The following is a 23,380-nucleotide window of genomic DNA, read 5'->3' as shown; positions in this document are numbered from 1 at the left end:
CCGGGTTGCCCCGGTCCGGCGCGCAGGCCGGGAGCACGCTAGCGCAGGCCGGGTGAGCGCTCCAGCGCGAGCCGGATCAGCCGGTCGACCAGCTCGCCGTAGGACAGGCCGGTGGCTGCCCAGAGCTGCGGCGCCACCGACATCGCGGTGAAGCCGGGCATCGTGTTGATCTCGTTGAGGATCAGCCGGCCGTCGGGCGTGTAGAAGAAGTCGACCCGCGACAGGCCCTCGCAGCCCAGCGCCTCGAACGCCCGCACGGCCATCGCCCGCAGGTCCTCGGTCACGTCGGCGGGGATGTCGGCGGGCACGGACAGGGACATGTCGTCGCCGATGTACTTGGCCTCGAAGTCGAAGAACTCGTGGTCGCCGTGGACCAGCACCTCACCGGGGAGGCTGGCCTCCGGGGGGGCGTCGCCCGGAGACTGCAGGACCGCGCACTCGATCTCACGACCGGCGATCGCGGCCTCGACCAGCACCTTGGGGTCGTGCTCGCGCGCGAACTCGATGGCCCGCTCCAGCTCCTCCAGGTCCGCCGCCTTGGAGATGCCCTGGCTGGACCCGGCCCGCGCGGGCTTGACGAAGACCGGCCAGCCGAGCTCCTGGGCCTCCTTGAGGACCCGGTCGCGGTCGGTGCGCCAGTCGCGGTCGCGGATCGTGACGTACCGGCCGACGGGCAGCCCCGAGGCGGCGAGCACCATCTTCATGTAGGACTTGTCCATGCCGACCGCGCTGGCCAGCACGCCGGAGCCGACGTAACGGACCCCCGCCATCTCCAGCAGGCCCTGGATGGTGCCGTCCTCGGCGAACGGGCCGTGCATCACCGGGAAGACCACGTCCACCTGGCCGAGCTCGACGGGGATGCTGCCCGCGTCGTAGGCCACCAGCGAGCCGCCGCCGGACGGCAGCGCCAGCTCCGCCTCTCCGGCGTCGATGGACGGCAGCTCGCCGTCCTCGATGGCGTAGCGCTGGTCGCCGGAGGCGAGCACCCACCGCCCGTCCCGGGCGATCCCGATGGGGACGACCTCGTACTTGGACCGGTCGATGACCTCCAGCACGCTTCCGGCTCCGAGGATGGAGACGGCGTGCTCGGAGTTGCGGCCACCGAAGACGACTGCGACCCGCGGCCGGGGCGTGGACTGCTCGCTCATGATGACCGAATCTACCCCCTCTGAGAGGCGAATCCGGTTGTCGGCGTCGTCACATCGGTGACGGGTGCAGGGAGTCGAGCGCCTTGGTGACGTCCACGATGAGATCCTCGGCGTCCTCCAGCCCGATGGAGAAGCGCACGGCCGCCGCGTCGACGCCGGAGCCCTCGCCGAGCTGGCGATGGCCGGTGGAGGCCACGTGTGTGGCCTTGGTGCGGGTGCCTCCCGCCGAGGTGGCGATCGAGACCAGGCCCAGCGCGTCGAGCAGCTTCACGCCCGCGTCGTAGCCGCCGTACGGGATGATCGTCACGCAGGCGCCGTACCGGGTGCCCTCGGGGCCTGAGTCGAACAGGTGCCTGGCGAGCTGGTGGCCCGGGTGGCCGGGCAGGCCGGGATAGTCGACCCGGCGGACGGCGGGGTGCTTGGCGACGGCGGCGGCGAACACCATGGCGGTGGAGCACATCCGGCGGATCCGCAGGGGCAGCGTCTCCAACCCCCTGCGGAGCAGGAAGGCGTCGTCGGGGGAGAGCTCTCCCCCGATGTCGGCGCCGACCTCGCGCAGCCGGGCGACCAGGTCGGGACGGCCCACGACGACACCGCCGGCGCAGTCGTCGTGCCCGCCGAGGTAGGTGGTGGCGGAGTGGACCACGAGATCGGCGCCGTGCTCCAGGGGGCGGCACACGATCGGGGTGGCGAAGGTGGAGTCGACCACCAGCAATGCTCCGGCCGCGCGGGCGATCCGGTAGAGGCTCCGGACGTCGGCGACGGCCATCGCCGGGGTGGACAGCGTCTCCGCGAAGATGATTTTGGTTCCGGACCGGACCGCCTCCTGCACCCGGTGCAGGCCGGCGTAGTCGACGAAGTCCGCGCTCACCCCGAACCTCGACAACACGTTGGTGATCAGCGAGTAGGTGCCGCCGTGCATCGGGGCGGGCGCCACGATGTGCGCCCCGGCACGCAGGAAGGTCATCAGCACCGCGTTGATCGCGGCCATCCCCGAGGCGAACGCGTGTCCCGCGACGTCCTCGGGGGCCGCCGCGCCCTCCAGCGAGGCCACCGCGGAGGCGAACGCGGCGGTGGTGGGGTTCTCGACGGAGCCGGAGACCTTCTCGCCGAGGATCTCGCTCTGCTCGGCGGAGCCGGCGAAGCTCCACGCGGAGCTGCGCCACACCGGCAGCCCCATGGGGTCCGGCCCGGGGGTCACCGCGGGGGGCAGGCGCACCGACCGGGTGTTCTCGCCCTGCCGCCTGCGCACGCGCCGGTTCACACTCCGTACCGTTCCGGTTTGGGGGTCCGGGACATCAGCAGCATCGCGGCCTCGCCGGGCGGCATGCCGTCGTGGACGACGGCCACCACGACCTCGGTGATCGGCATCTCCACGTCGTGCTTCCTGGCCAGCTCCAGGACCGACTCGCAGGACTTGACGCCCTCGGCGGTCTGCTTGGTCGCGGCGATGACCTCGGCCAGGGTCATGCCCCGCCCGAGATTCTCGCCGAAGGTGCGGTTCCTGGACAACGGTGACGTACAGGTCGCCACCAGATCGCCCATCCCGGCCAGCCCCGCGAACGTGTGCGGGTCGGCGCCGAGCGCCGCGCCGAGCCGGGAGATCTCCGCCAGCCCGCGGGTCATGAGCGTCGCCCTGACGTTGTCGCCCAGCCCCATGCCGGCCGCGACCCCGACCGCCAGCGCGATCACGTTCTTGACCGCCCCGCCGAGCTCCACGCCCACCACGTCGGGGTTGGTGTAGGCCCGGAACCAGGGCAGGTGGCAGGCCTCCTGGAGCCGCTCCATGGCCCCCTCGTCGGGACAGGCCACCACGGTCGCCGCGGGCTGCCCCAGGATGATCTCGCCGACGAGGTTGGGGCCGGAGACCACCGCGACCCGCTCCTGCGGCACCTCGGCCACCTCGCAGATGACCTCGCTCATCCGCTTGGTGGTTCCGAGCTCGATGCCCTTCATCAGGCTCACCAGCACCGCGTCGTCCGGCAGGTCAGGCTTCCACCCGGCGAGGTTGCCGCGCAGCGTCTGCGAGGGCACGGCCAGCACCACGAAGTCGGCCCCGTCGAGGGCCTCCGCCGGGTCGGTGGTGGCGCGCAGCGTCTCGGGCAGCGTGATGCCCGGCAGGTAGTCGGGGTTCTCGTGGCGCCTGTCGATCGCCTCGACGATCTCGGCGCGCCTGCCCCACAACGTCGTCTGCGTGCCCGCTCCCGCGAGGAGCATCGCGAAGGTGGTGCCCCACGAACCTGTCCCGAATACGGCCGCCTTGGTCATTTCATCACCGTACGTCGAAGTCAGCTGTCAGAGGGCTTCTTGAAGGGGGCGGTCGGCGCTTTCTCCCCGCGCAGCTCGGCGAGCTGCTCCGTGACCGCCGCCATGATGTCGGCGGTCGCCTCCCGCAGGACCTCCGCCCGGGGCGGCTGCCCTTCCGGCCCGCCCCGGTACTTCGACAGGTCCACCGGCGGCCCGACCAGCACGCGGAAGGTCTTGCGGGGGAACAGGCGCGGGCGCTTCTCGCCGTACGGCAGGATCTCCTGGGCTCCCCAGTGCGCCACCGGGATCACCGGCACGCCGGTCTCCAGGGCCAGCCGGGCGGCACCGGTCTTGCCCTCCATCGGCCAGAACTCCGGATCGCGGGTGCAGGTGCCCTCGGGGTAGAACATCACGCACGCCCCCTCGGCGATGCGCTCCTCGGACTCCCGCAGTGAGCGGACCGCGTCGGCGCTCCCCCGGTAGACGGGGATGGCCCGCAGCGCCCGCACCATGTGGCCGATCACCGGCACCGCGAAGAGCCCGGACTTGGCCAGGACCACCGGCCAGCGCCCGTTGTTGTACAGGAAGTGCGCGATCAGCAGGGGGTCCACCCAGGACAGGTGGTTGGTCGCCACGATGATCGCGCCCTCGCGCGGCAGACGGTCGCCCCTCCGCCAGTCCTTCTTCACCAGGAGCCACGAGAGCGGCTTGACGATCACGACGGCCACGGCGACCCAGAAACGGGTCGGCCAACCAGGGCGTCTCATGAGCTCCTCCGTAAGCACGTGCGGCGTCCCAAGTCTCCCGGTTGGCTCCGGGAACTGTCGAGGCGGGATGCTTAAGGGTATGCCTCCTTCCGAGAGCTCCGGCTGGAGCGTCGTCGTCCCGGTCAAGACGCTGGTCGCCGCCAAGACCCGGCTGGCGGAGGCGGCGGGCCCGCACCGGGCCGCGCTGGCCGTGGCGATCGCCTGCGACACCGTCGAGGCCGCGCTGAGCTGCGCCCTCGTCGCGCGGGTCGTGGTGGTGACGGGCGACCCTGTGGCGGCCGAGGCGCTGTCCGGGGTCGGCGCCCGCCTGGTCGCCGACCCGGAGGCGGGGCTCAACGCGGCGCTGCGCCACGGTGCCCGGGAGGCCGTACGGCTGGCGCCCGGCGACCCGGTCGGCGCGCTCCAGGCCGACCTGCCCGCGCTCCGGCACGCGGAGCTGGCACGCGTGCTGACCGCCGCCGCCGAGTTCGACCGGTCCTTCCTGCCCGACGCCGCAGAGGTCGGCACGACCTTCTACGGCGTACGGCCCGGCCTGGAGTTCGCCCCGGGCTTCGGCGGGGAGTCGCGCGAGCGCCACCTGAGACGCGGCGCGAAGGAGTTGTGCCCGGACGGGGTCGACTCGGTCCGCAGGGACGTCGACACCCCCGACGACCTGCGGGCGGCCCTGGTCCTGGGGGTCGGCCCCCGCACCCTGGCTGTGGCGGAGCTCATCGGGGTGGCGGGAGGACGTGCGGGGGAGCCCCCCGGCCGGGGGGCTCCCCCGTCCTGACGTCCCGGGGCCTGCGGGTGCCCGGGACGGTCGCCGCGCGCACGCGGTTCAGTGCCCGGCCTGCTCTCCCTCCCTGGCCTGCTTCGGCAGGAGGAACGCCGTGGCGAAGGTCAGCAGGAGCATCCCGGCGACGACCCACAGGACGGTGGTCATCACCCCGCCGAAGTCGGGGATCCGCTGGGCGCCCAGCAGGTCGAAGAAGACCGTGCCGAGCAGGGCCACGCCGAAGGCGCCGCCGAGCTGCTGGACCGCCGTGAGCGTGCCGGAGGCCGAGCCGGTCTCGTGCTGCTCGACCCCGGCCAGCACGATGTCGAAGAAGGGCGCCATCAGCAGGCCCATGCCGATGCCGGTGACAGTGAGGGCGGGGACGAACTGCCAGGGGGTCACCGTCGCGCCCGCCGCGGCGATCGTGGCCAGGACTCCCAGCGTGCCGAGGGTCATCACCAGGACGCCGCCCTGCAGGACCTTGCGGCCGAAGCGCTGCACGACCTGGGCCAGACCGAAGCCGGCGACCATGCCCAGCGACCACGGGATCATCACGAGCCCCGCCTTCAGCGTGGAGTAGCCCAGGCCGAGCTGGGTGTAGAGGTTGAACACCAGGATGAAGCCGGCCATCGACGAGAAGAACACCAGGCCGGTCAGGAGGCCTCCGGTGAACGCCCGCTTGCGGAACAGGCCGGGCACGACCAGCGGATCGCCGCCCGCCCGGCCCTTGCGGGACTCGAACCACCCGAAGACCCCGAACGCCGCGACGGACGCACCGATCATCACGAAGGCCCAGGCGGGCCAGCCGCTCTCCCGGCCCTGGACCAGCGGGTAGACCAGCAGCAGCCCTGCGAGGGTGGCCAGGAGGACGCCCGGGACATCCAGTTTGAGCGGGTGCGGCGAGCGCGACTCGGGCAGGAAGCGCGTTCCGGCCGCGAGGGCCGCCAGGCCGATCGGCAGGTTGATAAGGAAGATCATTCGCCAGCCGGTGCCGAAGAAGTCGGAGTCGACCAGCCAGCCGGCCAGCACCGGACCGCCCACCGAGGACAGGCCCATGACCGGGCCGAACAGGCCGAAGGCCGCGCCCATCTCCTTGGGCGGGAACATCTCCTTGATCATGCCGAGGCCCTGCGGCAGCATCACCGCTCCGAACAGGCCCTGCACGACCCGCGCGCCGACGAGCATCTCGGGAGACTGGGCGATCCCGCACAGCAGGGAGCCCACGGTGAACCCGGCGGCCCCGATCAGGAACATGCGCTTGCGGCCGAAGATGTCGCCGAGCCGCCCGCCGGTGATCAGTCCGACAGCCATGGAGAGCGTGTAGGCGGCACCGAGCCACTGGATGGTGGCGGGGGTGCCGCCGAGGTCGTCGCGGATGCTGGGGGCGGCGATGTTGGTGATCATCGCGTCGAGGAGGTCCATCACCTCGGCAGCCAGGATCACCAGCAGGGCCACCCAACGCCACCGGTAGGCGGGTGGAGCGGATGGTTCTTGGAGCGGTGCCTTCATATCCGCAGTCATGGGATTTCTCACATCTTTCTGGAGAACAGTGCTCACTGCTTCTGAACAGCGTTCACCCTACATGAACGTTGCCCATCTAGAGAACACTGTTCTCCGAAGCGTGCGATGTTCTTAAGGCATGACGCCTCTTGGAAAGAAACGAGATATGTCTTGATAGTGAGCATTGTTCAGTGAAAACGAGCGCCGTTCAGCCGACAGTAGACTGCAGGCATGAGTGACGAGCTGCCCGCGCTGCCCTGGGACCGGGCGCGCCGTCGCACCCCCGCCCGGATACCGCTCACCCCCGAGCGGATCGTCGACGCCGCCTACACGGTGCTCGACCGCGAGGGCTACGAGAAGCTGAGCATGCGCCAGGTCGCCACCGAGCTCGGCGTCGCCGTCTCCGCCCTCTACACCCACGTGAGCAGCAAGGACGAACTGCTCGAACTCATGTACCTCCGGCTCTTCCGCGGCTGGACCCTGCCCGATCCCGATCCCGCGCGCTGGCGGGAGCAGGTCGCCGACTTCGCCAGGGAAGGGCTGAAACGCCTGCGCGGGCACCGCGACCTGGCCAGGATCTCCATGACCGGGGTGCCGTTCAGCCCCGAGGTGCTACCGCAGATGGAACGGCTCGTCAGCCTCTTCCGCGTCGCCGGCCTCCCCGACCGCGTGGCCGGGGCCGCCGGCGACATCATCTCCACGTTCATCGACGGGTTCGCCTTCGAGGAGAGCATGCTGGAGAACCGCCGCCGCGGCTCCGACGGGCTCTCCTGGCCGGACATGAGAGCCCACCTCAGGCAGTTCTTCGCGGACCTGCCCCCCGACCGCTTCCCCAACCTGATCGCGCTGGCCGACCACATGCTGCCCCGTGACGAGGACGACCGGTTCGACCTCGCAGTGGAGATCATCATCCGCGGCCTGGCCTCCTTCGCCGAGGAGGCCGCGGAGAACGCCGCGACCGCAGGCCACCCCGGGCCGACCGCCCGGAGTGCAGCGGGCGGGCCGGAAGAAACGGGCGAACGGGGAGAGGGGTGAGCCGCGCCGCCGCCCGTTAGAGTGATGGACGTGCAGGCGACCGTGAAGGCCTTCGACCCCGCGACCCGTTCGGGGTCGGTTTTCCTGGACGACGGGACCGAGATCCCGTTCGGCGCGGCGGCGTTCGACGCGGGACCGCTCCGGCTGCTCCGATCCGGTCAGCGGGTGGGCATCGTCATGGACGGCGAGGTCGTCACCTACGTCACGCTCTCGACATTCCCTCTCCCGGGGTAGGCGGGCGCCGGTCGCCGGGAGGCGTCCCCGGAAACCGCGGGCGCCCGGCCCCGCGACGGGGATCCGGGCGCCTCACGCGCAAGCTCTGCCTTCGCAGCCCTACTTCTTGGCGGCCTTCTTGCCGCCCTCGTTGACGAGTTCCTTGAAGTCGGAGCCCGGACGGAACTTCGGCGCCCAGCTCTCGGCCACCTTGATCTCGGCGCCGGTCGAAGGGTTCCTGGCCGTGCGGGCCGGCTTGTGCACCATCTCGAAGGCGCCGAAGCCCGTGATGGAGACCTTGTCACCGCTGGCGACGGCGTTCTGGATGGCGTCGAGCACCGCGTTCACGGCCTCGGTGGCGGTCTTCTTGTCTCCCACCTTGCCGGCGATGGTGTCGACGAGTTCTTTCTTGTTCATCAGGATGCTGGCTCCCCTAGTTGCCGATGTCCGGGAGCGGGCCGTGAAGCAGAAGCCCGTCTCACCCGTTTGTCGCCGCGAGGGGTCTCTGGCCGAGCGAGAAACCCCTTACCCGCTTGAAATTAGGGGACGGAAGCGCGCGACTCAATCACCTTCCGCAATATTTCCAGCACCCTCTGTGTCAGAAATGAGGACATCTAGGTCAATAAAGAACAATTTCAGGCGTGCTGCAGCGTGACCCAGGTCGCGCTTGGACAGGTCGCAGATGCTCAGCAGGCGCTTGGCGAGACGCTGTTTCTCCTCGGCGGGAAACGGCAGCGCGCGGACGCGGCGGTGCGCCTCGCGCAACCGCCGCGCCAGCTCGTCTTCTGAACGTGTCAGACGGTCGTCGGCAGCCATGGCTGCCGACCATTCTCGTATGTCGCGATGTCGTCAGCGTTGCGCAGGGTCAGACCGATGTCGTCCAGGCCCTCCATCAGCCGCCAGCGGGTGTAGTCGTCGATCTCGAACCCGGCGGACTCACCGCCCCAGCGGACCCGGCGTTCGCCCAGGTCGACGGTGACCTCGATGGCGGGGTCGGCCTCGACGGCCGACTGCAGGGCCTCGACGGTCTCGGCCGGGAGCACGACCGGCAACAGGCCCATCTTGGTGGAGTTGTTACGGAAGATGTCGCCGAAGCGGGCGGCGATCACGACGCGGAAGCCGTACTGCTGCAGGGCCCAGACCGCGTGCTCGCGCGAGGAGCCGGTGCCGAAGTCGGGTCCGGAGACGAGGATCGAGGCGCCCTGGTAGGCGGGCTGGTTCAGGACGAACTCCGGGTCCTCGCGCCAGGCGGAGAACAGGCCCTTGTCGAATCCGGTCCGGCTGACCTGCTTGAGCCAGACGGCCGGGATGATCTGGTCGGTGTCGACGTTGCTCCGGCGCAGCGGCACGGCCCGGCCGGTGTGGGTGGTGAAAGCGTCCATGGTCGGCATCTCCTAGGCCAGGTCGGCGGGGGCGGTCAGCTTGCCGGTGACGGCGGTGGCGGCGGCGACGGCGGGCGAGACCAGGTGGGTGCGGCCGCCCTTGCCCTGGCGCCCCTCGAAGTTGCGGTTGGAGGTCGAGGCGCTGCGCTCGCCGGGGGCGAGGGTGTCGGGGTTCATGCCCAGGCACATCGAGCAGCCCGCCTCGCGCCACTCGGCGCCGGCGGCCTTGAACACCTCGTGCAGCCCCTCCTTCTCGGCCTGGAGCTTGACCAGCATGGAACCGGGCACGATCAGCGTGCGGGTGACGACCCGGCGGCCGCGCAGCACCTCGGCGACGGCCCGCAGGTCCTCCAGGCGGCCGTTGGTGCACGAGCCCACGAAGACGGTGTCCACCGCGATCTCGCGCAGCGGGGTGCCCGCGGTCAGGCCCATGTACTCCAGCGCGCGCCGGGCGGCGGCCGGGTCGTCGGTCTCCTCCGGGACCGGCACGGCCGCCCCCAGCGGAGCGCCCTGGCCCGGGTTGGTCCCCCAGGTGACGAACGGGGTCAGCGTCGAGGCGTCGATCTCCACGACGGCGTCGAAGACGGCGTCCTCGTCGGTCGTCAGCGACTTCCAGTATTCGACCGCGGCGTCCCAGGCGTCGCCGCCGGGCGCGTGGGGACGGCCCTTGAGGTACTCGAAGGTGGTCTCGTCCGGAGCGATCATGCCCGCCCGGGCGCCCGCCTCGATGGACATGTTGCAGACGGTCATCCGGCCCTCCATGGAGAGCTTGCGGATGGCCTCGCCGCGGTACTCGACGATGTAGCCCTGGCCGCCGCCGGTGCCGATCTTGGCGATGATCGCCAGGATCAGGTCCTTGGCCGTGACACCGGCCGGCAGCTCCCCGGAGACCTCGATCGCCATCGTCTTGGGCCGGTAGGCGGGCAGCGTCTGGGTGGCCAGCACGTGCTCCACCTCGGAGGTGCCGATGCCGAAGGCGATGCCGCCGAAGGCACCGTGCGTGGAGGTGTGAGAATCGCCACACACGATGGTCATGCCCGGCTGCGTCAGGCCGAACTGCGGCCCGATGATGTGCACGACGCCCTGGCCCGCGTCCCCCATGGGGTGCAGCCGGACACCGAACTCCGCGCAGTTCTTGCGCAGCGTCTCGACCTGGGTCTTGGAGACCGGGTCGGTGATCGGGCCGACCAGGGTCGGGACGTTGTGGTCCTCGGTGGCGATGGTGAGGTCCGGCCGCCGCACCTTCCGCCCCGCCATGCGCAGGCCGTCGAACGCCTGCGGGCTGGTCACCTCGTGAACGAGGTGAAGGTCGATGTAGAGCAGGTCCGGCTCTCCCTCGGCACGTCGCACGACGTGCTGCTCCCAGACCTTCTCCGCCAGCGTGCGGCCCATGTCGCCTCCTCGCGATCCTTATCCGCCCGCGGTGCTTCGTCGCACCGCCTCGGATCCGACTTGCTTTCTCATATGTCGAGACGGCAGTATCGGTGTATGGACAACTCTAGCGGAGTCGGCGTACTCGACAAGGCCGTTCTCGTGCTCAACGCTCTCGAGGCCGGTCCGGCTTCCCTGGCGCAGCTCGTCCAGGCGACCGGGTTGGCGCGCCCCACGGCCCACCGGCTGGCGGTCGCGCTGGAGCACCACCGCATCGTCTCGCGAGACACGCAGGGCAGGTTCGTGCTCGGCCCCCGGCTCTCCGAGCTGTCCACCGCCGCCGGGGAGGACCGGCTGCTGGCCGTCGCGTCCCCGATATTGACCCAGCTCAGGGACATGACCGGGGAAAGCGCGCAGCTGTACCGCCGCCAGGGTGACGAGCGGGTGTGCGTGGCCGCAGCCGAGCGCGCCAGCGGGCTGCGCGACACCGTGCCCGTCGGCTCGGCCCTGCCGATGTTCGCCGGTTCCGCGGCGCAGATCCTGCTGGCCTGGGAGGAGCCGGACCGCCTCCACCGCGGCCTGCGCGGCGCCAAGTTCACCGCCGCCACCCTCTCCAGCGTCCGGCGCAGGGGCTGGGCGCACAGCGTCGGCGAGCGTGAGCAGGGCGTGGCCAGCGTCTCCGCGCCGATCAGGGGCACGGGCGGCAAGGTCGTCGCCGCGATCTCCGTCTCCGGGCCGATTGAGCGTCTCACCCGCACCCCCGGCCGGATGCACGCCGCCCCCGTGGTCGCCGCGGCCGAGCGCATCACCGAGTCCATGCGGCGGACGAGCTGAGCCTGCGGGGGCGGCCGGAGACGCCGGGGCCGGCCCCCGCCACTCGGCGCAGGCCACGCGATATGGGGAGGCAAGTACCCCTGCGGGCCCCTAGGCTGGGCAGGTGACAGATCGCATCGAGGCAGCCGCCGCTGAACTGCGTCCCCTGCTCCAAGAATTCATTCTCTGGGCTCGTGAGAACGCGCCCGGCAGCGACTCCAACCTGGTGGGCTCCGTCGCCCTCTGGCACCGGCTGACCGCCTCCGACGACGTCGGGCGCTGGAAGCGGGCCGATCTGCGCACGGTGCTGCTCGACCGGATGCCCCAAGTGGTGGAGGACCCCGAGGCCGCGGCCGAGGGGATGGTGCCGGCCGTCCGCGCCTACCTGACCTATCTCTCCGAGACGGGCCGGCTGGCCAAGGGCTCGGCCCCGCTGCAGGACCTGCTCACCGAGCTCGACCGGATCGAGGACGACGTCGTCGACGCGATGGAGGACCTCGTCACCGAGGACGGTGACGACTACGACGAGGACGAGGACGACTCCGAGGGGCTGGGCGACTTCGAGCCGTTCGCGGACGACCTCGCCGCCCTGCCCACGATCCGGCTCCGCCCGGACTCCGAGCTGGCCGTGGCCGCCCGCCGGACGGTGCTGATCGGCAAGGCCCGCGACCTGGCCGTCTGGGTCGGCACGGAGCGCCGGGTCGGCGAGGAGAACCTGCTCACCGACGACGAGATCACCGAGGCCCTGGCCGTCCTCGGCTTCCCCGCCCCCTCCGGCGGGGCGGACGGCGGCCCGCTGGCCGACGCGGTCCCCGCGCTCTGGAACGTCTGGAACCTCGCGATCGACCTCGACTTCCTCCAGCCCGAGGGCGAGGACACCGTCAGCGTCGACGCCGACACCGCCGAGTGGCCCTTCGAAGACGACGACGACGTCCTCGACGCCTGGCTGACCGGCCTGCACTCGGTCGACTACGGCGACCCCGAGCTGGACGACGAGGAAGCCACGATCGCCCTGTCCGGGCTCACCCGGGCCCTGCTGGTCCGGGTGCTGCTCGCGAGGGGCTCCAAGCCGCTGGCCGAGCTCCGCACCGAGCTGGCCGAGGCCGCCGCCGAATACGACGACCTGGGCGCCGAGGCGTGGGCCGCCGCCAGCCAGCTGTACGGCGACCCGCTCAACCCGGTGCTCGACTGGCTGTCCGGATACGGCATGGTCGAGGTCGAGCACGAGCAGGTACGGCTGACGCCGCTCGGCATGGAGGGCGTGGTCCACCTGGTGGACGACGAGGACATCGAGCTGGACGCCCGCCCCGCCATCGACGCGATGACCGCCCTCGACCTGCTCTCCTTCAGCGCGGAGCTGCCCGAGGAGGAGGCGGACGCCGAGTTCGCCGCCTGGATGGAGCTGCGCGAGCCCGGCCAGGCCGCCAAAGAGCTGCTGCGGGCCGCGGCGGAGGACGACGCGGACGCCCTGGTCAGGGTCCAGGCCGCCAGCCTGGTCGGCTCGCTCGGCGAGGTGGCCGTGCCCGCGTGGTGGGACGCCCTGGACGAGCCGTCCCTGCGGCCCTACGCCGCGACGCACCTGGCCCAGCTCGGCATCGACGACGCTCCCCCGCCCACCCAGGCCGACACCCACTGGCTGATCCTCGACATGCTGACCATCTCCGCCGGCCTCGGCCGGCCCGAGTTCGTCAGCAGCCTGGACGACATCGGCCCGGCGCAGACCCTGGTCACCCTGCTCGACGTGATCTGGAAGGTCCCCCACCCGCACCTGGAGGAGCTCCTGGAGGCGATCGGCAAGGCCCACCCCGACCGCCAGGTCGGCAAGGCCGCCAAGCGAGCCCTGTTCAAGGTCCGCTCCGACCACAACTAGCGCCTTCCGTGCCCGCGGCGCGGGCACGGAAGGCTCCCCGGACGCGCCTGTCCCCCGGACCCCTCCGGCCGGGGACGGGCGGCGCAGGTCATCGGCCAGCGCCAGGCCGCAGACCGTCTCGGCCAGCGAGAGCCACGCGTAGGTCTCCACCGCGCGTTGGGCGACGAAGGCGAGCACCGCGTACGCTCCGCCGAAGGTCGCCAGCGCGGTCCCGGAGAAGAACAGGCCCTGCGTGGTGAAGACGCTGTCAGCGCCGGTCAGCGCGATGACGGCCGCCATGGGCAGACCCCAGGCGGCCGGACCCACGACCAGCACCGTCAGCGCGTGGCGACGGCTCGGCTGGGCGTGGTGCAGCGCATCGTCGGGAATGAGCGGCGCCGGAGCGTCGTCCGCGCTCCAGTTTGCGCCGGATGGTGATCCGCAGGGTGGAGGGCTGACGCGGGATCCGATAGGCCGGCAGCGCCCACTGGCCGGCCGCATCCGTCATGATGCCAGCTCCGCCGCCAGGCTCCGGGCCCGGCTCCGAAGCTCGGCGTTCAGGTGTTCGTCGAACTCCGTGTGCTGCAAGTGCCATTCCACCGCGCCGGCGACCGCGCCGGGCGGGCAGTCGATCGCCACGACCACCGCCGCGCCGGGGACCGCGGACAGCGGGCGCGGCAGGCGCAGGTCCAGCAGACCCTCCACCTCGGTGCCGGCGAGCAGGCGCGGAGCGTGCAGGCTCACCTGGTGCTGTGGCTCCAGCCCCGCCGTGCTCGCCGACCATCCCGGCGGCGCCGACCCGGCGAACCACGCTGCGGCGATCCTGCTCTTGCCCGCGCCGTGCGGGCACACGAAGAGCACCGTTCCTCCCATCGCACCTCCCCGGTGAAACCAGGGCTACTGTAACCATGGTTTCAGAAGATGGCCAGAGCCTCAGGGGCGGCGGGAACGGCGTGCCCGCGCGCGATCCCGCCGCGCCCGTACCCGTACCCGTGCCCGTACCCATGGCCGTGCCCCTGCTCGGGGCCGTGCTGGTGGCCGCGCCGGGAGGGGGCCAGACCAGTCATCGGCGCACTTCGCTTGCGATCGGCCCTTTTGTCCGGATTATATGTACGCATGTATGCACGCGACAACGAACCAGGTGCAGGCTCTCCGCGGGAGCAGCCGACGGGCGCGCAGTTGGAGGCGGCCGTCACCGCCTTCCGCATGCTCAGCGACGCCACCCGGTTGCGGCTGATGTGGCTGCTGTCCTCGGACGAGTACGATGTGGGCTCTCTCGCCACGGCGATCGGGGTGGCCAGGCCGTCGGTCTCCCAGCACCTGGCCAAGCTCCGCCTGGCCGGGCTGGTGCGCACCCGCCGCGACGGGCGCCGGGTGCTGTACCGCGCTCGCGACACCCATGTGCGCGCCCTCATCGCCGAGGCCCTGTTCCACGCCGATCACGAGGTGTCCGGTCTGCCCCGCCACGACTGAACCCCGCAGCGAGACGGGTCTTCAGCGAGGCTCCTCCTGCCAGTCGGGAAGCGGGCGGTAGATCGCGATGCCGGCCGCCTCCAGCTCCTCGCGGATCTTGAAGTACTCCTCGCCGAACGGGTCGATGCCCCGCAGCGGCATGAGACCGCGGCGAATGGCCAGGTCGTGCGGGGCCAGTCCGGCGGCCGTCTCCAGATGCCGCACGGCGGCGGCCGTACGGCCCGCGCGCAGCAGCCAGGCCGCGACCCGCGCGTGCAGGCGGGCCCGGCGCTCGTCCTCGGTGGGGGGGCGCAGCTCGCGGTCGGTCGTCCCGGCCTCGCCCTCCGTCACCCAGCGGCGCAGCGCCGCGACGGCCCGCTCGGAGGACAGGCCGTTCATCGACCGGAAGGTGTCGGTGGCGGTCATGGTGTCCTGCGGACGGGCGATGCGGCCCGCCTCGTCGACCCAGATCACGGTCGGCACGTTCACGACGTTGTAGAGCTCCGCGATCCGGCCGTCGGCGTCGACCACAGCCGGATGGGTGACACCGTCGAGCCACTCGCGCGCATCCGCGGGATCGCGGTCGAGGGAGACGCTGAGCACGCTGAAGCCGTACCCGGCCATCTCGCGGTGGAGCGCCTCCCAGGCGGGCAGGTCGTAGCGGCAGCCGCACCAGGAGGCCCAGAAGACGACGGCGGCCTTGGTGCCCCGCAGCGCGGTCAGCTCCTCGAACCCGGGCGCCTCGCCGGGGACGGTCCAGGCCGGTTCCCCGACCGCGATCACGCCCTCCTCCTCGTCGGCCACCGCCTGCCTGCCGAGCAGCTCGGCGAAGGCCACCAGGTCCACGCCCCCGTCCGTCTCGGCCGCCGCGGCCCGGAACGACGGGACGCACGCCTCGCCCCGGCACCAGCCGTGCGGCTTGCGCTCCCAGCCGAGGACCGTCGTGCCGTGCGGCACGATCCGCCCCTCGATCGCGCTCTCCCGCCCGTCCGCCAGCAAAGTGATCATCTTCGCTCCTCCATTGGATAGTGTCACTCTCCAATTATTAGATAAGAGCGCTATCCAATCAAGAGGTGTTCCCGGAGAAGCAGAAAACCCCCGGAAGCCGTTGCTTCCGGGGGTTCCTCGATGTAGCCCCGACCGGATTCGAACCGGCGCTACCGCCTTGAGAGGGCGGCGTCCTAGGCCACTAGACGACGGAGCCTTGCACGTGTGACAGTGGTAGTCCCGACCGGATTCGAACCGGCGTTACCGCCTTGAGAGGGCGGCGTCCTAGGCCACTAGACGACGGGACCCTGCACACTGATGTCGGAACCGGCGAAGCCGGATCCATAACAGCTCTGGGGAGAGCTGCAGCTGGGGTACCAGGACTCGAACCTAGACTAACTGAACCAGAATCAGTCGTGCTGCCAATTACACCATACCCCACCGCACTGGGCTTCCCTTGCGGTGTTCCCTGGCGACTCCGCAAGAATAGCCCACCTTGAGTGCCAAGACCAAAACGATTGCTTCCGGTCGGCTCGCGGCGAACCACCCGAGGTCGGAGTGCCCATTGATGGCCTGTTATGTAACGCTGCTGGGGAGATCCGTCCGCGTATGAGGAGCCCGCCCCGTGGCTGAGAACCCGTTCTTCGCGTCCAGCACCCTGCCCTACCAGCTGCCGCCCTTCGCACAGATCCGGGAGGAGCACTACCTGCCCGCCTTCGAGCGCGGCATGGCGGAACAACTCCAGGAGGTGGAGGCGATCGCGAACGATCCCGCGCCCGCCACCTTCGCCAACACCATCGAGGCTCTCGAGCGCTCCGGCCGGATCCTGAAGCGGACGGCGACCGTCTTCTTCAGCATCGTCGCCTCCGACGCGACCGACGGCATCCGCGAGATCGAGACCGAGATCTCCCCCCTGCTGACCAAGCACCGCGACGCCATCCACCTGAACCGCGCCCTCTACTCGCGCATCAAGCAGGTCACCACCGAGGACCCGGAGGAGGCCTGGCTGCTGGAGAAGTACCGGGTGGACTTCGTGCGGGCCGGCGCCGAGCTGTCGGAGACCGAGCAGGAGCGGCTGAGGGCACTCAACGAGGAGCTGTCCACCCTCGCCACGACCTTCTCGCAGAACCTGCTGAAGGCCTCCACCGCCTCGGCGCTGGTCGTCGAGGACGCCAAGGAGCTGGACGGGCTCTCGGAGAGCGCGGTCAAGGCGATCGAGAAGGACGGCAAGTACGTCCTGCCGCTCCTCAACTTCACCAACCAGCCCGCCCTGGCCGAGCTGACGAACCGGGAGACCCGCAGGAGGCTGTACGAGCTCTCGACCGGCCGGGCGCCGGAGAACTTCGAGCTGGCGATCAAAATGGCGACGCTCCGCGCCGAGCGGGCGGCCCTGCTCGGCTACCCGAACCACGCCGCCTACTCCGTCGCCGACCAGACCGCCAAGACCACCGAGGCCGTCGAGGAGATGCTCGGCAAGCTCGTCGGCCCCGCGGTGGCCAACGCCCGGCGGGAGGCCGAGGCCCTGAGCGAGCAGGCCGGATTCGCCATCGAGCCGTGGGACTGGTCGTTCTACGCCGAGAAGGTGCGCAAGGCCCGCTACGACTTCGACAGCTCCGAGCTGCGCCCCTACTTCGAGCTGGACCGGGTGCTGAAGGACGGCATCTTCCACGCCGCCACCGAGCTGTACGGCGTCACCTTCACCGACCGGCCCGACCTGGCCGGATACCACCCCGACGTCCGGGCCTACGAGGTCTTCAACGCCGACGGCTCGCCGCTGGGCCTGTTCCTGCTCGACCCCTACGCCCGGCCCACCAAGCGCGGCGGCGCGTGGATGAACAACCTGGTGGACCAGTCTCACCTGTTCGGCGAGCTGCCGGTGGTGATGAACAACCTCAACATCACCAAGCCCGCCGAGGGCCCGACGCTGCTGACCTTCGACGAGGTCAACACCGCCTTCCACGAGTTCGGCCACGCCCTGCACGGCCTCTTCTCCGACGTGCGCTTCCCCCGGGTCTCCGGCACCGAGGTACCGCGCGACTTCGTGGAGTACCCCTCACAGGTCAACGAGATGTGGGCGACCTGGCCGTCCGTCCTGGCCAACTTCGCCAGGCACCACGAGACCGGCGAACCGGTCCCGGCGGAGCTGCTGGAGAAGATGAAGGCCGCCGAGAAGTTCAACCAGGGGTTCGCAACGGTGGAGTATCTCGCCGCCGCGCTGCTGGACTGGGCCTGGCACAAGCTGGCCCCGGGTGAGACCGTGCTGGACGCCGAGGCGTTCGAGGCGGCGGCCCTGGAGCGCGCCGGAGCCGCCTTCGCGCTGGTCCGCAGCCGCTACCGGACGAACTACTTCGCGCACATCTTCTTCGACGGCACGGGCGGCTACAGCGCCGGCTACTACTCCTACATCTGGAGCGAGGTCCTGGACGCCGAGAGCGTCGACTGGTTCCAGGAGAACGGCGGCCTCAGGCGGGAGAACGGCGACCACTTCCGCTCCACCCTGCTCTCGGTGGGCGGCTCCAGGGACGTGATGGACGCCTTCCGCGCCTTCCGCGGCCGCGACCCCCGCATCGAACCCCTGCTGAAGCGACGCGGCCTGCTGGGCTGACGTCTCAGCCCGTCAGGGCTCCAGCTCCGCGAGGATCTCCTCCAGCCACCGCTTCTCCGCGGTGCCGGTGGCACGGGCGACGAGGAGCATGCCGCGGCGGAACGGGTCGGGGACCTCCTCGGCCCGCTGGGGCCTGCCGCCCTCGTAGAAGAAGCTCGCGGGCGTCCGCAGGAAGTCCAGGCGGCGGCGGAGCACCCGGGCCTGGGCGGCGCGGTCGGGGAGCTGGGACAGGAAGGTCAGCAGACCGAAGAACCGGGTCTGGTCGCTGATGTCGAGGTCGTCCGGCTCGCGCAGCCGCCGGTGCAGCTCGGCCCGCCCGGCGTCGGTCAGGGTGAGGACCTGACGGCGGGCGGCCCCCGTCCCCTCCTCCTCGTGCCGCTCCACCAGCCCGGCCTTCTCCAGCCGGGCGATCGCGGGATAGAGGGCGCCGTCGCTGACCGGCCGGATGTGCCCGCTCAACTGGTGGATGCGGGCCTTGAGCTCGTAACCGTGCATCGGCCCCTCTCCGAGGAGACCGAGGATCGACAAGGTCAGGTCACCGCTTGCCATGGGCGCATCGTATCGCTATACCTCTAAACGAGATAACTCGAATAGAGGTAAGTGTGAAGCTGATCCGTCTCGCCCTGCCCGTCTACGTGGAACTGCTGGCCGCCGTGGTCGCGGTCGGCCTCATCGACCTGCTCTGGGTCTCCGGCCTGGGCAGCGCCGCCGTGGCCGCGGTGACGATCGCGACCACCACCGAGTACCTCGCCCTGGGAGTGGTCCTGGCCGTCGGCACGGGCACGACCGTCGTGGTGGGCAGGCGCGACGGCCGGGCGCCGGTCGCTCCCGTGATCCGTACGGCCTGGCTGCTCTGCGCGGCCGTCTCCGCCGCGGTGGCGGTCCCCGGAGTGCTGCTGCGTGAGCCGCTCGCCCTGCTGTCCACCGACGACACCGCGACGGCCGCCCTGACCGCCGACTTCTACCTGGTCTCCCTGGCCGCCCTCCCGGTCTTCTTCGCGCAGACCCTGGTGGACGGGATCTTCAAAGGCTACGGCGACACCCGGACGCCGATGCGCAGCGCCCTGCTCTGCAACACGCTGGTGATCGCCCTCGACCCGCTGTTCATCTACGGCCTCGGCCTGGGCGTGCAGGGTGCGGCCCTGGCCACCGCGCTGGCCCGGCTGGTCACCCTGACCGTCGCGCTGGCCCTGCTCTCACGGCGCGCGCCCCGCGGCCGGCGGGCCCGGGCGAGCCTGGCCGACGCGGCGGACATCGTCCGCACCGGCCTGCCCATGTCGGGCGACTTCCTGGCCAGGGCCCTGGCCGGCATGCTCCTGGTGGACGTGATCGGCGGATTCGGGGTCGCGGCGCTGGCCGGGTACGGCATCGGCACGAAGGTCATGCTGGCCGGGGTGATGGTGTTCTACGCGCTGCGCCAGGCCGCCATGATCCGCACGGCCCGCGCGGGCGTCCCCGCCCCGGGAACGGCCGGGACCGGACCGGGGCACCCCCCCGGCGCCGAGCCCGCCGATCCGGCGCTCCGGTACGGCCTGGCCGCCGGACTGGCCGTCGCCGCCGTGCTCAACGCGGTCGCGGTGCCGGTGACGGGACTGTTCACCGGCGATCCCGCGGTCGCGGCCGGGGCCGTGGAGTTCCTGCGCTGGACGGCGCTCTATCTCGTCCCGTTCGGCGGCCTGATCGCCCTCGGCGGGGTGCTCCAGGCGAGCGGGCGGGGCACCCGGCTGCTCGCCGCCACGCTGGCGGGCCTGGCCGTCCAGGTGCCCCTCGCCCACCTGATGGGCGCGGTGCTCGGCGTCACCGGCGTCTGGCTGGCGATGGCGGCGGGAGCCGTACTCAGCCTCGCAGCCGCGTCAGGGCGGCGCGCAGCCGCTCCATCGAGCGCTCACGGCCGAGGACCTCGATCGACTCGAACAGCGGCAGGCCCACGGTCCGGCCGGTGAGCGCCACGCGGACCGGGGCCTGGGCCTTGCCCAGCTTGAGGCCGTGCTCGGCGCCGACCTCCTCCAGGGCGGCCTTCAGGGAGTCGGGGTCCATGGCCGCCGTCTCCAGGCGGGCGAGGTAACCGGTGAGGATCTCCTCCGCCGGGCCCTTCATCGCCTTGTCCCACGAGGCCTGGTCGAAGAACGGCTCGTCCAGGAAGAGGAAGTCGACGTTCGCGCTGATCTCGGACAGTACGGCGAGGCGGGTCTGGGCCAGCTCGGCGACCTTGACGAAGGTCGCGCGGTCCCAGCTCGGGTCCAGCCAGGGCTCGCAGCGGCGGACGAACTCGTCCGCCGGCAGCGCCCGGATGTATTCGCCGTTGAAGGCGCGCAGCTTCTTCTCGTCGAAGAAGGCGCTCGCGGAGTTGACGTTCTCCAGCCTGAACAGCGGCATCATCTCGGTCCAGGGCATGATCTCCCGGTCCTCGCCGGGGCCCCAGCCGAGCAGCATCAGGTAGTTGACCATCGCCTCGGCCAGGTAGCCCTCCTCGCGGTAGGACTCCAGGGCGACCTTGTCACGGCGCTTGGAGAGCTTCTTGCGCTGCTCGTTGACGATCACCGGCAGGTGCGCCCAGACCGGCGGATTGGCGCCCAGCGCGGGCCAGAGGAGCTGCTGGCGCTGGGCGTTGCCCAGGTGCTCCTCGCCGCGGACCACGTGGGTGACGCCCTGGGTGATGTCGTCGACGGCGTTGGCCAGGACGTACAGCGGGGAGCCGTCGCTGCGCGCGATGACGAAGTCCTCCTGCGCGTCGTTGGGGAACTCCACCCGGCCGCGGATCAGGTCCTCCACGACGGTGACGCCCTCGTCGGGGGTGCGGAAGCGGACCGCGCCCTCGGCCAGGCCGCGGTCGCGGCAGAAGCCGTCGTAGCCCTTGTGCTCGGAACCGGTGCGCTCCTGGAGCAGCTCACGGGTGCAGTCGCAGTAGTAGGCCCTGCCGTCGGCGAGCAGCTTGGCGACGGCCTCGCGGTGCTGGGGCTCGTAGGCCGACTGGAAGTAGGGGCCCTCGAAGACCGGGCTCTCCTCGCTGATCCCGATCCAGGCCAGCGCCGAGAGGATGCCCTCGGTCCACTCCGGGCGGTTGCGGGTGGCGTCGGTGTCCTCGATGCGCAGGACGAACCGGCCGCCGGCCTGCTGGGCCAGCGCCCAGTTGAACAGCGCGGTGCGGGCGCCGCCGACGTGGAACATGCCGGTGGGCGAGGGAGCGAAGCGAACCCTAATCACGGGAGACCACCCGGTTGGTGAGAGTGCCGATACCTTCGATGGCGACGCTGACCTCGTCCCCGACCTGGAGCGGGCCGACCCCTTCGGGCGTCCCGGTGAGGATGACGTCGCCGGGGATGAGGGTCATGACCGCGCTCACATGCGCGATCAGCGTCGGGATGTCGTACATGAGCTTGGAGGTGCGCGAGCTCTGCTTGACCTCGCCGTTCACCGCCGTGGTGATGCCCAGGTCGGCCGGGTCGAGCTCGGTCTGGATCCACGGGCCGAGCGGGCAGAAGGTGTCGAACCCCTTGGCCCGGGTGAACTGCACGTCCTTCTTCTGCAGGTCGCGCGCGGTGACGTCGTTGGCGCAGGTGTAGCCGAAGATCACTTCGTGGGTCCGCTCGACGGGCACCTCCCGGCAGAGCCTGCCGATGACCACGGCCAGCTCGCCCTCGAAGTCGACCCGCTCCGAGAGCCCGGTCGGATAGGCGACGGCCTCCGCCGGGCCGATCACCGAGGTGGACGGCTTGATGAACATCAGCGGCTCGCCGGGGACCTCCCCGCCCATCTCGCGGGCGTGCTCGGCGTAGTTCTTGCCGATGGCGACGACCTTGCTGGGCAGCATGGGTGCGAGCAGCTTGACCTGCGAGAGCGAGTGGCGCTCGCCGGTGAACTGGATCGGGCCGAACGGGTGCCCGGAGACCCCGGAGATGAACTCCTCGCCGGGGCCGCCCTCGACCACCCCGAACCCGACACCGTCACCTGTGGAGAACCTCGCGATACGCACCCCACAAGGCTAGTGCCGTCACCGGCCTCCTCGTGATGACCGCCGTCCGCACGGTGCGCCGACCACCGTGACCCGCACGGCGGGACACGCGCTCCCCGCCGGAGGGGGCCGCGACGGGGCCCGTAGGGTGATCGGGAAGTCCATGCGAGGAGGCGACGATGTCAGTTGTGAAGATCAACGTGCTCACCGTGCCCGCGGAGATGCGCGAGGAGCTGGAGCGCAGGTTCTCCAACCGGGCCGGGATGGTGGAGTCGGCCGACGGGTTCGAGTGGTTCGAGCTGCTGCGCCCGGTCGAGGGCACCGACCGCTACATGGTCTACACCCGCTGGCGTTCGGAGGAGGACTTCACCCGCTGGACCGAGAGCCAGGCCTTCCAGCGGGGCCACGCCCAGGCCGCCGCCGGGGCCGGTTCCCAGGGGCACGGCCACGGGGCCGCCGCGCAGGGCCACGGGCACGGGCAGGGCCCGGCCGCCTCCGGCTCCGAGATCTGGTCGTTCGAGGTCGTGCAGAGCACGGGCCCCAAGGACTGACCCCCGGGCACCGTACGGCGGCGCCGGGCGGGCCGGCGCGGCGCCCCGCCGTACGGCGCCGGGCGGGAAGTCTTCCCGACCGGGGAACCGCGGCGGCGGTCAGCGGTCCAGGGCGTTGGCCGCGATGCGCTCGGCGACGCCGCCGCGGACGAACCCGCCGGCGAGGCTGTCCGGCTTGCGCTCCCCCTGCTCCTTGATGCAGGCGGCGAACTCCCCGGCGATCCCGAGCCGGGGGTAGCGGTCGAGCACCTCGGCCCGGAGGCCGGCGGGCCAGTCCTGCGGGTTCCGGCCTGAGATGTCCAGGCCGGTGGAGAGTTCCAGCAGGTGCCCCTCGGGGTCCTCGGCGACGTCCACCTTGTCCCACATGTGGCGCACGATCACCTCCGCGGCGCGCACCCTGCGCTCGACCGGCCAGCCCGCACCCGCGCAGAAGACCCACGCCACGTGGCCTCCGGCCTCCTCGAACGGGACCGTGTGGCTGTCGAACTCCGCCACCAGCCCGATGTCGTGGAACATCGCCGAGACGTAGAGCAGTTCGGCGTCGAAGGCGATGCCGCGCGCGTCGGCGTAGGCGGCGGCCCACAGGTAGGACCGGACGGAGTGGTTGAGCAGGGCGGGCGAGCAGTAGGCGGTGGCCGCCTCCAGGGCGGCGCGGGCGGCGGGGGTCTCGGGGACCTCGAGGTCGGTGAGCTTCACGCCGCCCAGCATGCCGGGGTGCCGCCCGCACGGGTGAGTGGCCGGGAAGCCAGCCACC

At 71.2% G+C, this 23,380-nt stretch carries 25 protein-coding genes and 3 tRNA genes; 9 read left to right on the top strand and 19 right to left on the bottom strand.

The features are described 5' to 3' along the window. Window positions 1–38: 38 nt before the first annotated feature. From HS041_RS32005 to HS041_RS31990, 4 genes are read right to left on the bottom strand one after another with little or no spacing between them, the layout of a single operon-like run. Complete coding sequence (locus HS041_RS32005; protein WP_196444598.1) at window positions 39–1,148, bottom strand: D-alanine--D-alanine ligase family protein; 1,110 nt, start codon at window positions 1,146–1,148, stop codon at window positions 39–41. Window positions 1,149–1,197: 49 nt separating this feature from the next. Then, window positions 1,198–2,412 (bottom strand): trans-sulfuration enzyme family protein, encoded by a 1,215-nt coding sequence (locus HS041_RS32000; RefSeq protein ID WP_196444597.1) that lies wholly within the window; start codon window positions 2,410–2,412, stop codon window positions 1,198–1,200. After that, entirely contained in the window at window positions 2,409–3,416 is a 1,008-nt protein-coding gene (locus tag HS041_RS31995) for an NAD(P)H-dependent glycerol-3-phosphate dehydrogenase (protein WP_196444596.1), read from the bottom strand. The genes HS041_RS32000 and HS041_RS31995 overlap by 4 nt, the downstream gene beginning before the upstream one ends. Before the next feature lie 20 nt (window positions 3,417–3,436). Further along, window positions 3,437–4,162 carry a lysophospholipid acyltransferase family protein gene (locus HS041_RS31990; protein ID WP_196444595.1) on the bottom strand — a complete coding sequence of 242 codons (726 nt, stop codon included), beginning with the start codon at window positions 4,160–4,162 and terminating at the stop codon, window positions 3,437–3,439. 67 nt (window positions 4,163–4,229) lie between these two features. Here HS041_RS31990 and cofC point away from each other — a divergent pair, with 67 nt between their 5' ends. Next, the gene (cofC, locus tag HS041_RS31985) at window positions 4,230–4,931 is read left to right on the top strand and encodes a 2-phospho-L-lactate guanylyltransferase (RefSeq protein ID WP_196444594.1); all 702 of its coding nucleotides are present in this window, start codon (window positions 4,230–4,232) and stop codon (window positions 4,929–4,931) included. Between the two features lie 48 nt (window positions 4,932–4,979). Here the strand turns inward: cofC and HS041_RS31980 are convergent, their stop codons facing one another. Continuing rightward, entirely contained in the window at window positions 4,980–6,425 is a 1,446-nt protein-coding gene (locus HS041_RS31980) for an MFS transporter (RefSeq protein ID WP_196444593.1), read from the bottom strand. A gap of 222 nt (window positions 6,426–6,647) precedes the next feature. Here HS041_RS31980 and HS041_RS31975 point away from each other — a divergent pair, with 222 nt between their 5' ends. Both HS041_RS31975 and HS041_RS31970 read left to right on the top strand, forming a co-directional pair. Beyond that, a complete protein-coding gene (locus HS041_RS31975) occupies window positions 6,648–7,451 on the top strand; it encodes a TetR/AcrR family transcriptional regulator (protein ID WP_196444592.1) in 804 nt (267 codons plus the stop codon). Window positions 7,452–7,481: 30 nt separating this feature from the next. Then, window positions 7,482–7,685: a hypothetical protein gene (locus tag HS041_RS31970; protein ID WP_196444591.1), complete on the top strand. Its 204-nt coding sequence runs from the start codon at window positions 7,482–7,484 to the stop codon at window positions 7,683–7,685. 99 nt (window positions 7,686–7,784) lie between these two features. On the opposite strand, the gene HS041_RS31965 is transcribed toward HS041_RS31970, so the two are convergent. From HS041_RS31965 to leuC, 4 genes are all read right to left on the bottom strand, one after another. After that, window positions 7,785–8,081 carry an HU family DNA-binding protein gene (locus HS041_RS31965; protein ID WP_196444590.1) on the bottom strand — a complete coding sequence of 99 codons (297 nt, stop codon included), beginning with the start codon at window positions 8,079–8,081 and terminating at the stop codon, window positions 7,785–7,787. Between the two features lie 144 nt (window positions 8,082–8,225). Beyond that, complete coding sequence (locus HS041_RS31960) at window positions 8,226–8,480, bottom strand: SCO5555 family protein (RefSeq protein WP_196444589.1); 255 nt, start codon at window positions 8,478–8,480, stop codon at window positions 8,226–8,228. After that, window positions 8,459–9,046, bottom strand: a complete 588-nt coding sequence (gene leuD, locus HS041_RS31955) for a 3-isopropylmalate dehydratase small subunit (RefSeq protein WP_196444588.1) — start codon at window positions 9,044–9,046, stop codon at window positions 8,459–8,461. Before leuD ends, HS041_RS31960 begins: the two co-directional genes overlap by 22 nt. A 12-nt stretch (window positions 9,047–9,058) precedes the next feature. Beyond that, window positions 9,059–10,438 carry a 3-isopropylmalate dehydratase large subunit gene (gene leuC / locus HS041_RS31950; protein WP_196444587.1) on the bottom strand — a complete coding sequence of 460 codons (1,380 nt, stop codon included), beginning with the start codon at window positions 10,436–10,438 and terminating at the stop codon, window positions 9,059–9,061. A gap of 96 nt (window positions 10,439–10,534) precedes the next feature. Between leuC and HS041_RS31945 the strand changes: the two genes are divergently transcribed. Then, complete coding sequence (locus HS041_RS31945; protein WP_196444586.1) at window positions 10,535–11,251, top strand: IclR family transcriptional regulator; 717 nt, start codon at window positions 10,535–10,537, stop codon at window positions 11,249–11,251. Between the two features lie 103 nt (window positions 11,252–11,354). Continuing rightward, window positions 11,355–13,100: a protein-tyrosine phosphatase family protein gene (locus HS041_RS31940; RefSeq protein ID WP_196444585.1), complete on the top strand. Its 1,746-nt coding sequence runs from the start codon at window positions 11,355–11,357 to the stop codon at window positions 13,098–13,100. A gap of 483 nt (window positions 13,101–13,583) precedes the next feature. Here HS041_RS31940 and HS041_RS31935 read toward each other — a convergent pair whose 3' ends face one another. Continuing rightward, window positions 13,584–13,952, bottom strand: a complete 369-nt coding sequence (locus tag HS041_RS31935; protein WP_196444584.1) for a hypothetical protein — start codon at window positions 13,950–13,952, stop codon at window positions 13,584–13,586. Window positions 13,953–13,993: 41 nt separating this feature from the next. After that, window positions 13,994–14,146, bottom strand: a complete 153-nt coding sequence (locus tag HS041_RS31930) for a hypothetical protein (RefSeq protein ID WP_196444583.1) — start codon at window positions 14,144–14,146, stop codon at window positions 13,994–13,996. Between the two features lie 49 nt (window positions 14,147–14,195). Here HS041_RS31930 and HS041_RS31925 point away from each other — a divergent pair, with 49 nt between their 5' ends. After that, window positions 14,196–14,552, top strand: coding sequence for an ArsR/SmtB family transcription factor (locus HS041_RS31925; RefSeq protein ID WP_196444582.1), 357 nt, complete (start codon window positions 14,196–14,198; stop codon window positions 14,550–14,552). Between the two features lie 21 nt (window positions 14,553–14,573). Here the strand turns inward: HS041_RS31925 and HS041_RS31920 are convergent, their stop codons facing one another. From HS041_RS31920 to HS041_RS31905, 4 genes are all read right to left on the bottom strand, one after another. Next, the gene (locus HS041_RS31920) at window positions 14,574–15,539 is read right to left on the bottom strand and encodes a TlpA disulfide reductase family protein (RefSeq protein ID WP_196444581.1); all 966 of its coding nucleotides are present in this window, start codon (window positions 15,537–15,539) and stop codon (window positions 14,574–14,576) included. Window positions 15,540–15,662: 123 nt separating this feature from the next. After that, window positions 15,663–15,735 (bottom strand) — tRNA-Glu (locus tag HS041_RS31915). Window positions 15,736–15,750: 15 nt separating this feature from the next. Next, a tRNA-Glu gene (locus HS041_RS31910) sits at window positions 15,751–15,826 on the bottom strand. Window positions 15,827–15,887: 61 nt separating this feature from the next. Then, window positions 15,888–15,959 (bottom strand) — tRNA-Gln (locus HS041_RS31905). Window positions 15,960–16,143: 184 nt separating this feature from the next. On the opposite strand from HS041_RS31905, the gene HS041_RS31900 reads away from it, so the two are divergent. Then, window positions 16,144–18,123: a M3 family metallopeptidase gene (locus tag HS041_RS31900; protein WP_196444580.1), complete on the top strand. Its 1,980-nt coding sequence runs from the start codon at window positions 16,144–16,146 to the stop codon at window positions 18,121–18,123. Between the two features lie 12 nt (window positions 18,124–18,135). On the opposite strand, the gene HS041_RS31895 is transcribed toward HS041_RS31900, so the two are convergent. Beyond that, entirely contained in the window at window positions 18,136–18,672 is a 537-nt protein-coding gene (locus HS041_RS31895) for a PadR family transcriptional regulator (protein ID WP_196444579.1), read from the bottom strand. Window positions 18,673–18,725: 53 nt separating this feature from the next. On the opposite strand from HS041_RS31895, the gene HS041_RS31890 reads away from it, so the two are divergent. Further along, on the top strand, window positions 18,726–20,066 hold the full coding sequence (locus HS041_RS31890) for an MATE family efflux transporter (protein WP_196444578.1): 1,341 nt from the start codon (window positions 18,726–18,728) through the stop codon (window positions 20,064–20,066). On the opposite strand, the gene gltX is transcribed toward HS041_RS31890, so the two are convergent. Continuing rightward, window positions 19,960–21,291 carry a glutamate--tRNA ligase gene (gene gltX, locus HS041_RS31885; RefSeq protein WP_230880131.1) on the bottom strand — a complete coding sequence of 444 codons (1,332 nt, stop codon included), beginning with the start codon at window positions 21,289–21,291 and terminating at the stop codon, window positions 19,960–19,962. The genes HS041_RS31890 and gltX overlap by 107 nt on opposite strands. 28 nt (window positions 21,292–21,319) lie before the next feature. Beyond that, entirely contained in the window at window positions 21,320–22,096 is a 777-nt protein-coding gene (locus HS041_RS31880) for a fumarylacetoacetate hydrolase family protein (protein ID WP_196444576.1), read from the bottom strand. A gap of 158 nt (window positions 22,097–22,254) precedes the next feature. Here HS041_RS31880 and HS041_RS31875 point away from each other — a divergent pair, with 158 nt between their 5' ends. Beyond that, window positions 22,255–22,626 (top strand): antibiotic biosynthesis monooxygenase family protein, encoded by a 372-nt coding sequence (locus HS041_RS31875; protein ID WP_196444575.1) that lies wholly within the window; start codon window positions 22,255–22,257, stop codon window positions 22,624–22,626. A gap of 99 nt (window positions 22,627–22,725) precedes the next feature. Here the strand turns inward: HS041_RS31875 and HS041_RS31870 are convergent, their stop codons facing one another. Beyond that, a complete protein-coding gene (locus tag HS041_RS31870; RefSeq protein ID WP_307845542.1) occupies window positions 22,726–23,379 on the bottom strand; it encodes an HD domain-containing protein in 654 nt (217 codons plus the stop codon). Window position 23,380 lies beyond the last annotated feature (1 nt).

Source organism: Planomonospora sp. ID67723 (assembly GCF_015711605.1).
Taxonomy (GTDB): Bacteria; Actinomycetota; Actinomycetes; order Streptosporangiales; family Streptosporangiaceae; genus Planomonospora_A.
Note: the sequence above shows the minus strand (reverse complement) of the source record. Positions and strands in the feature narration are given on the sequence as shown.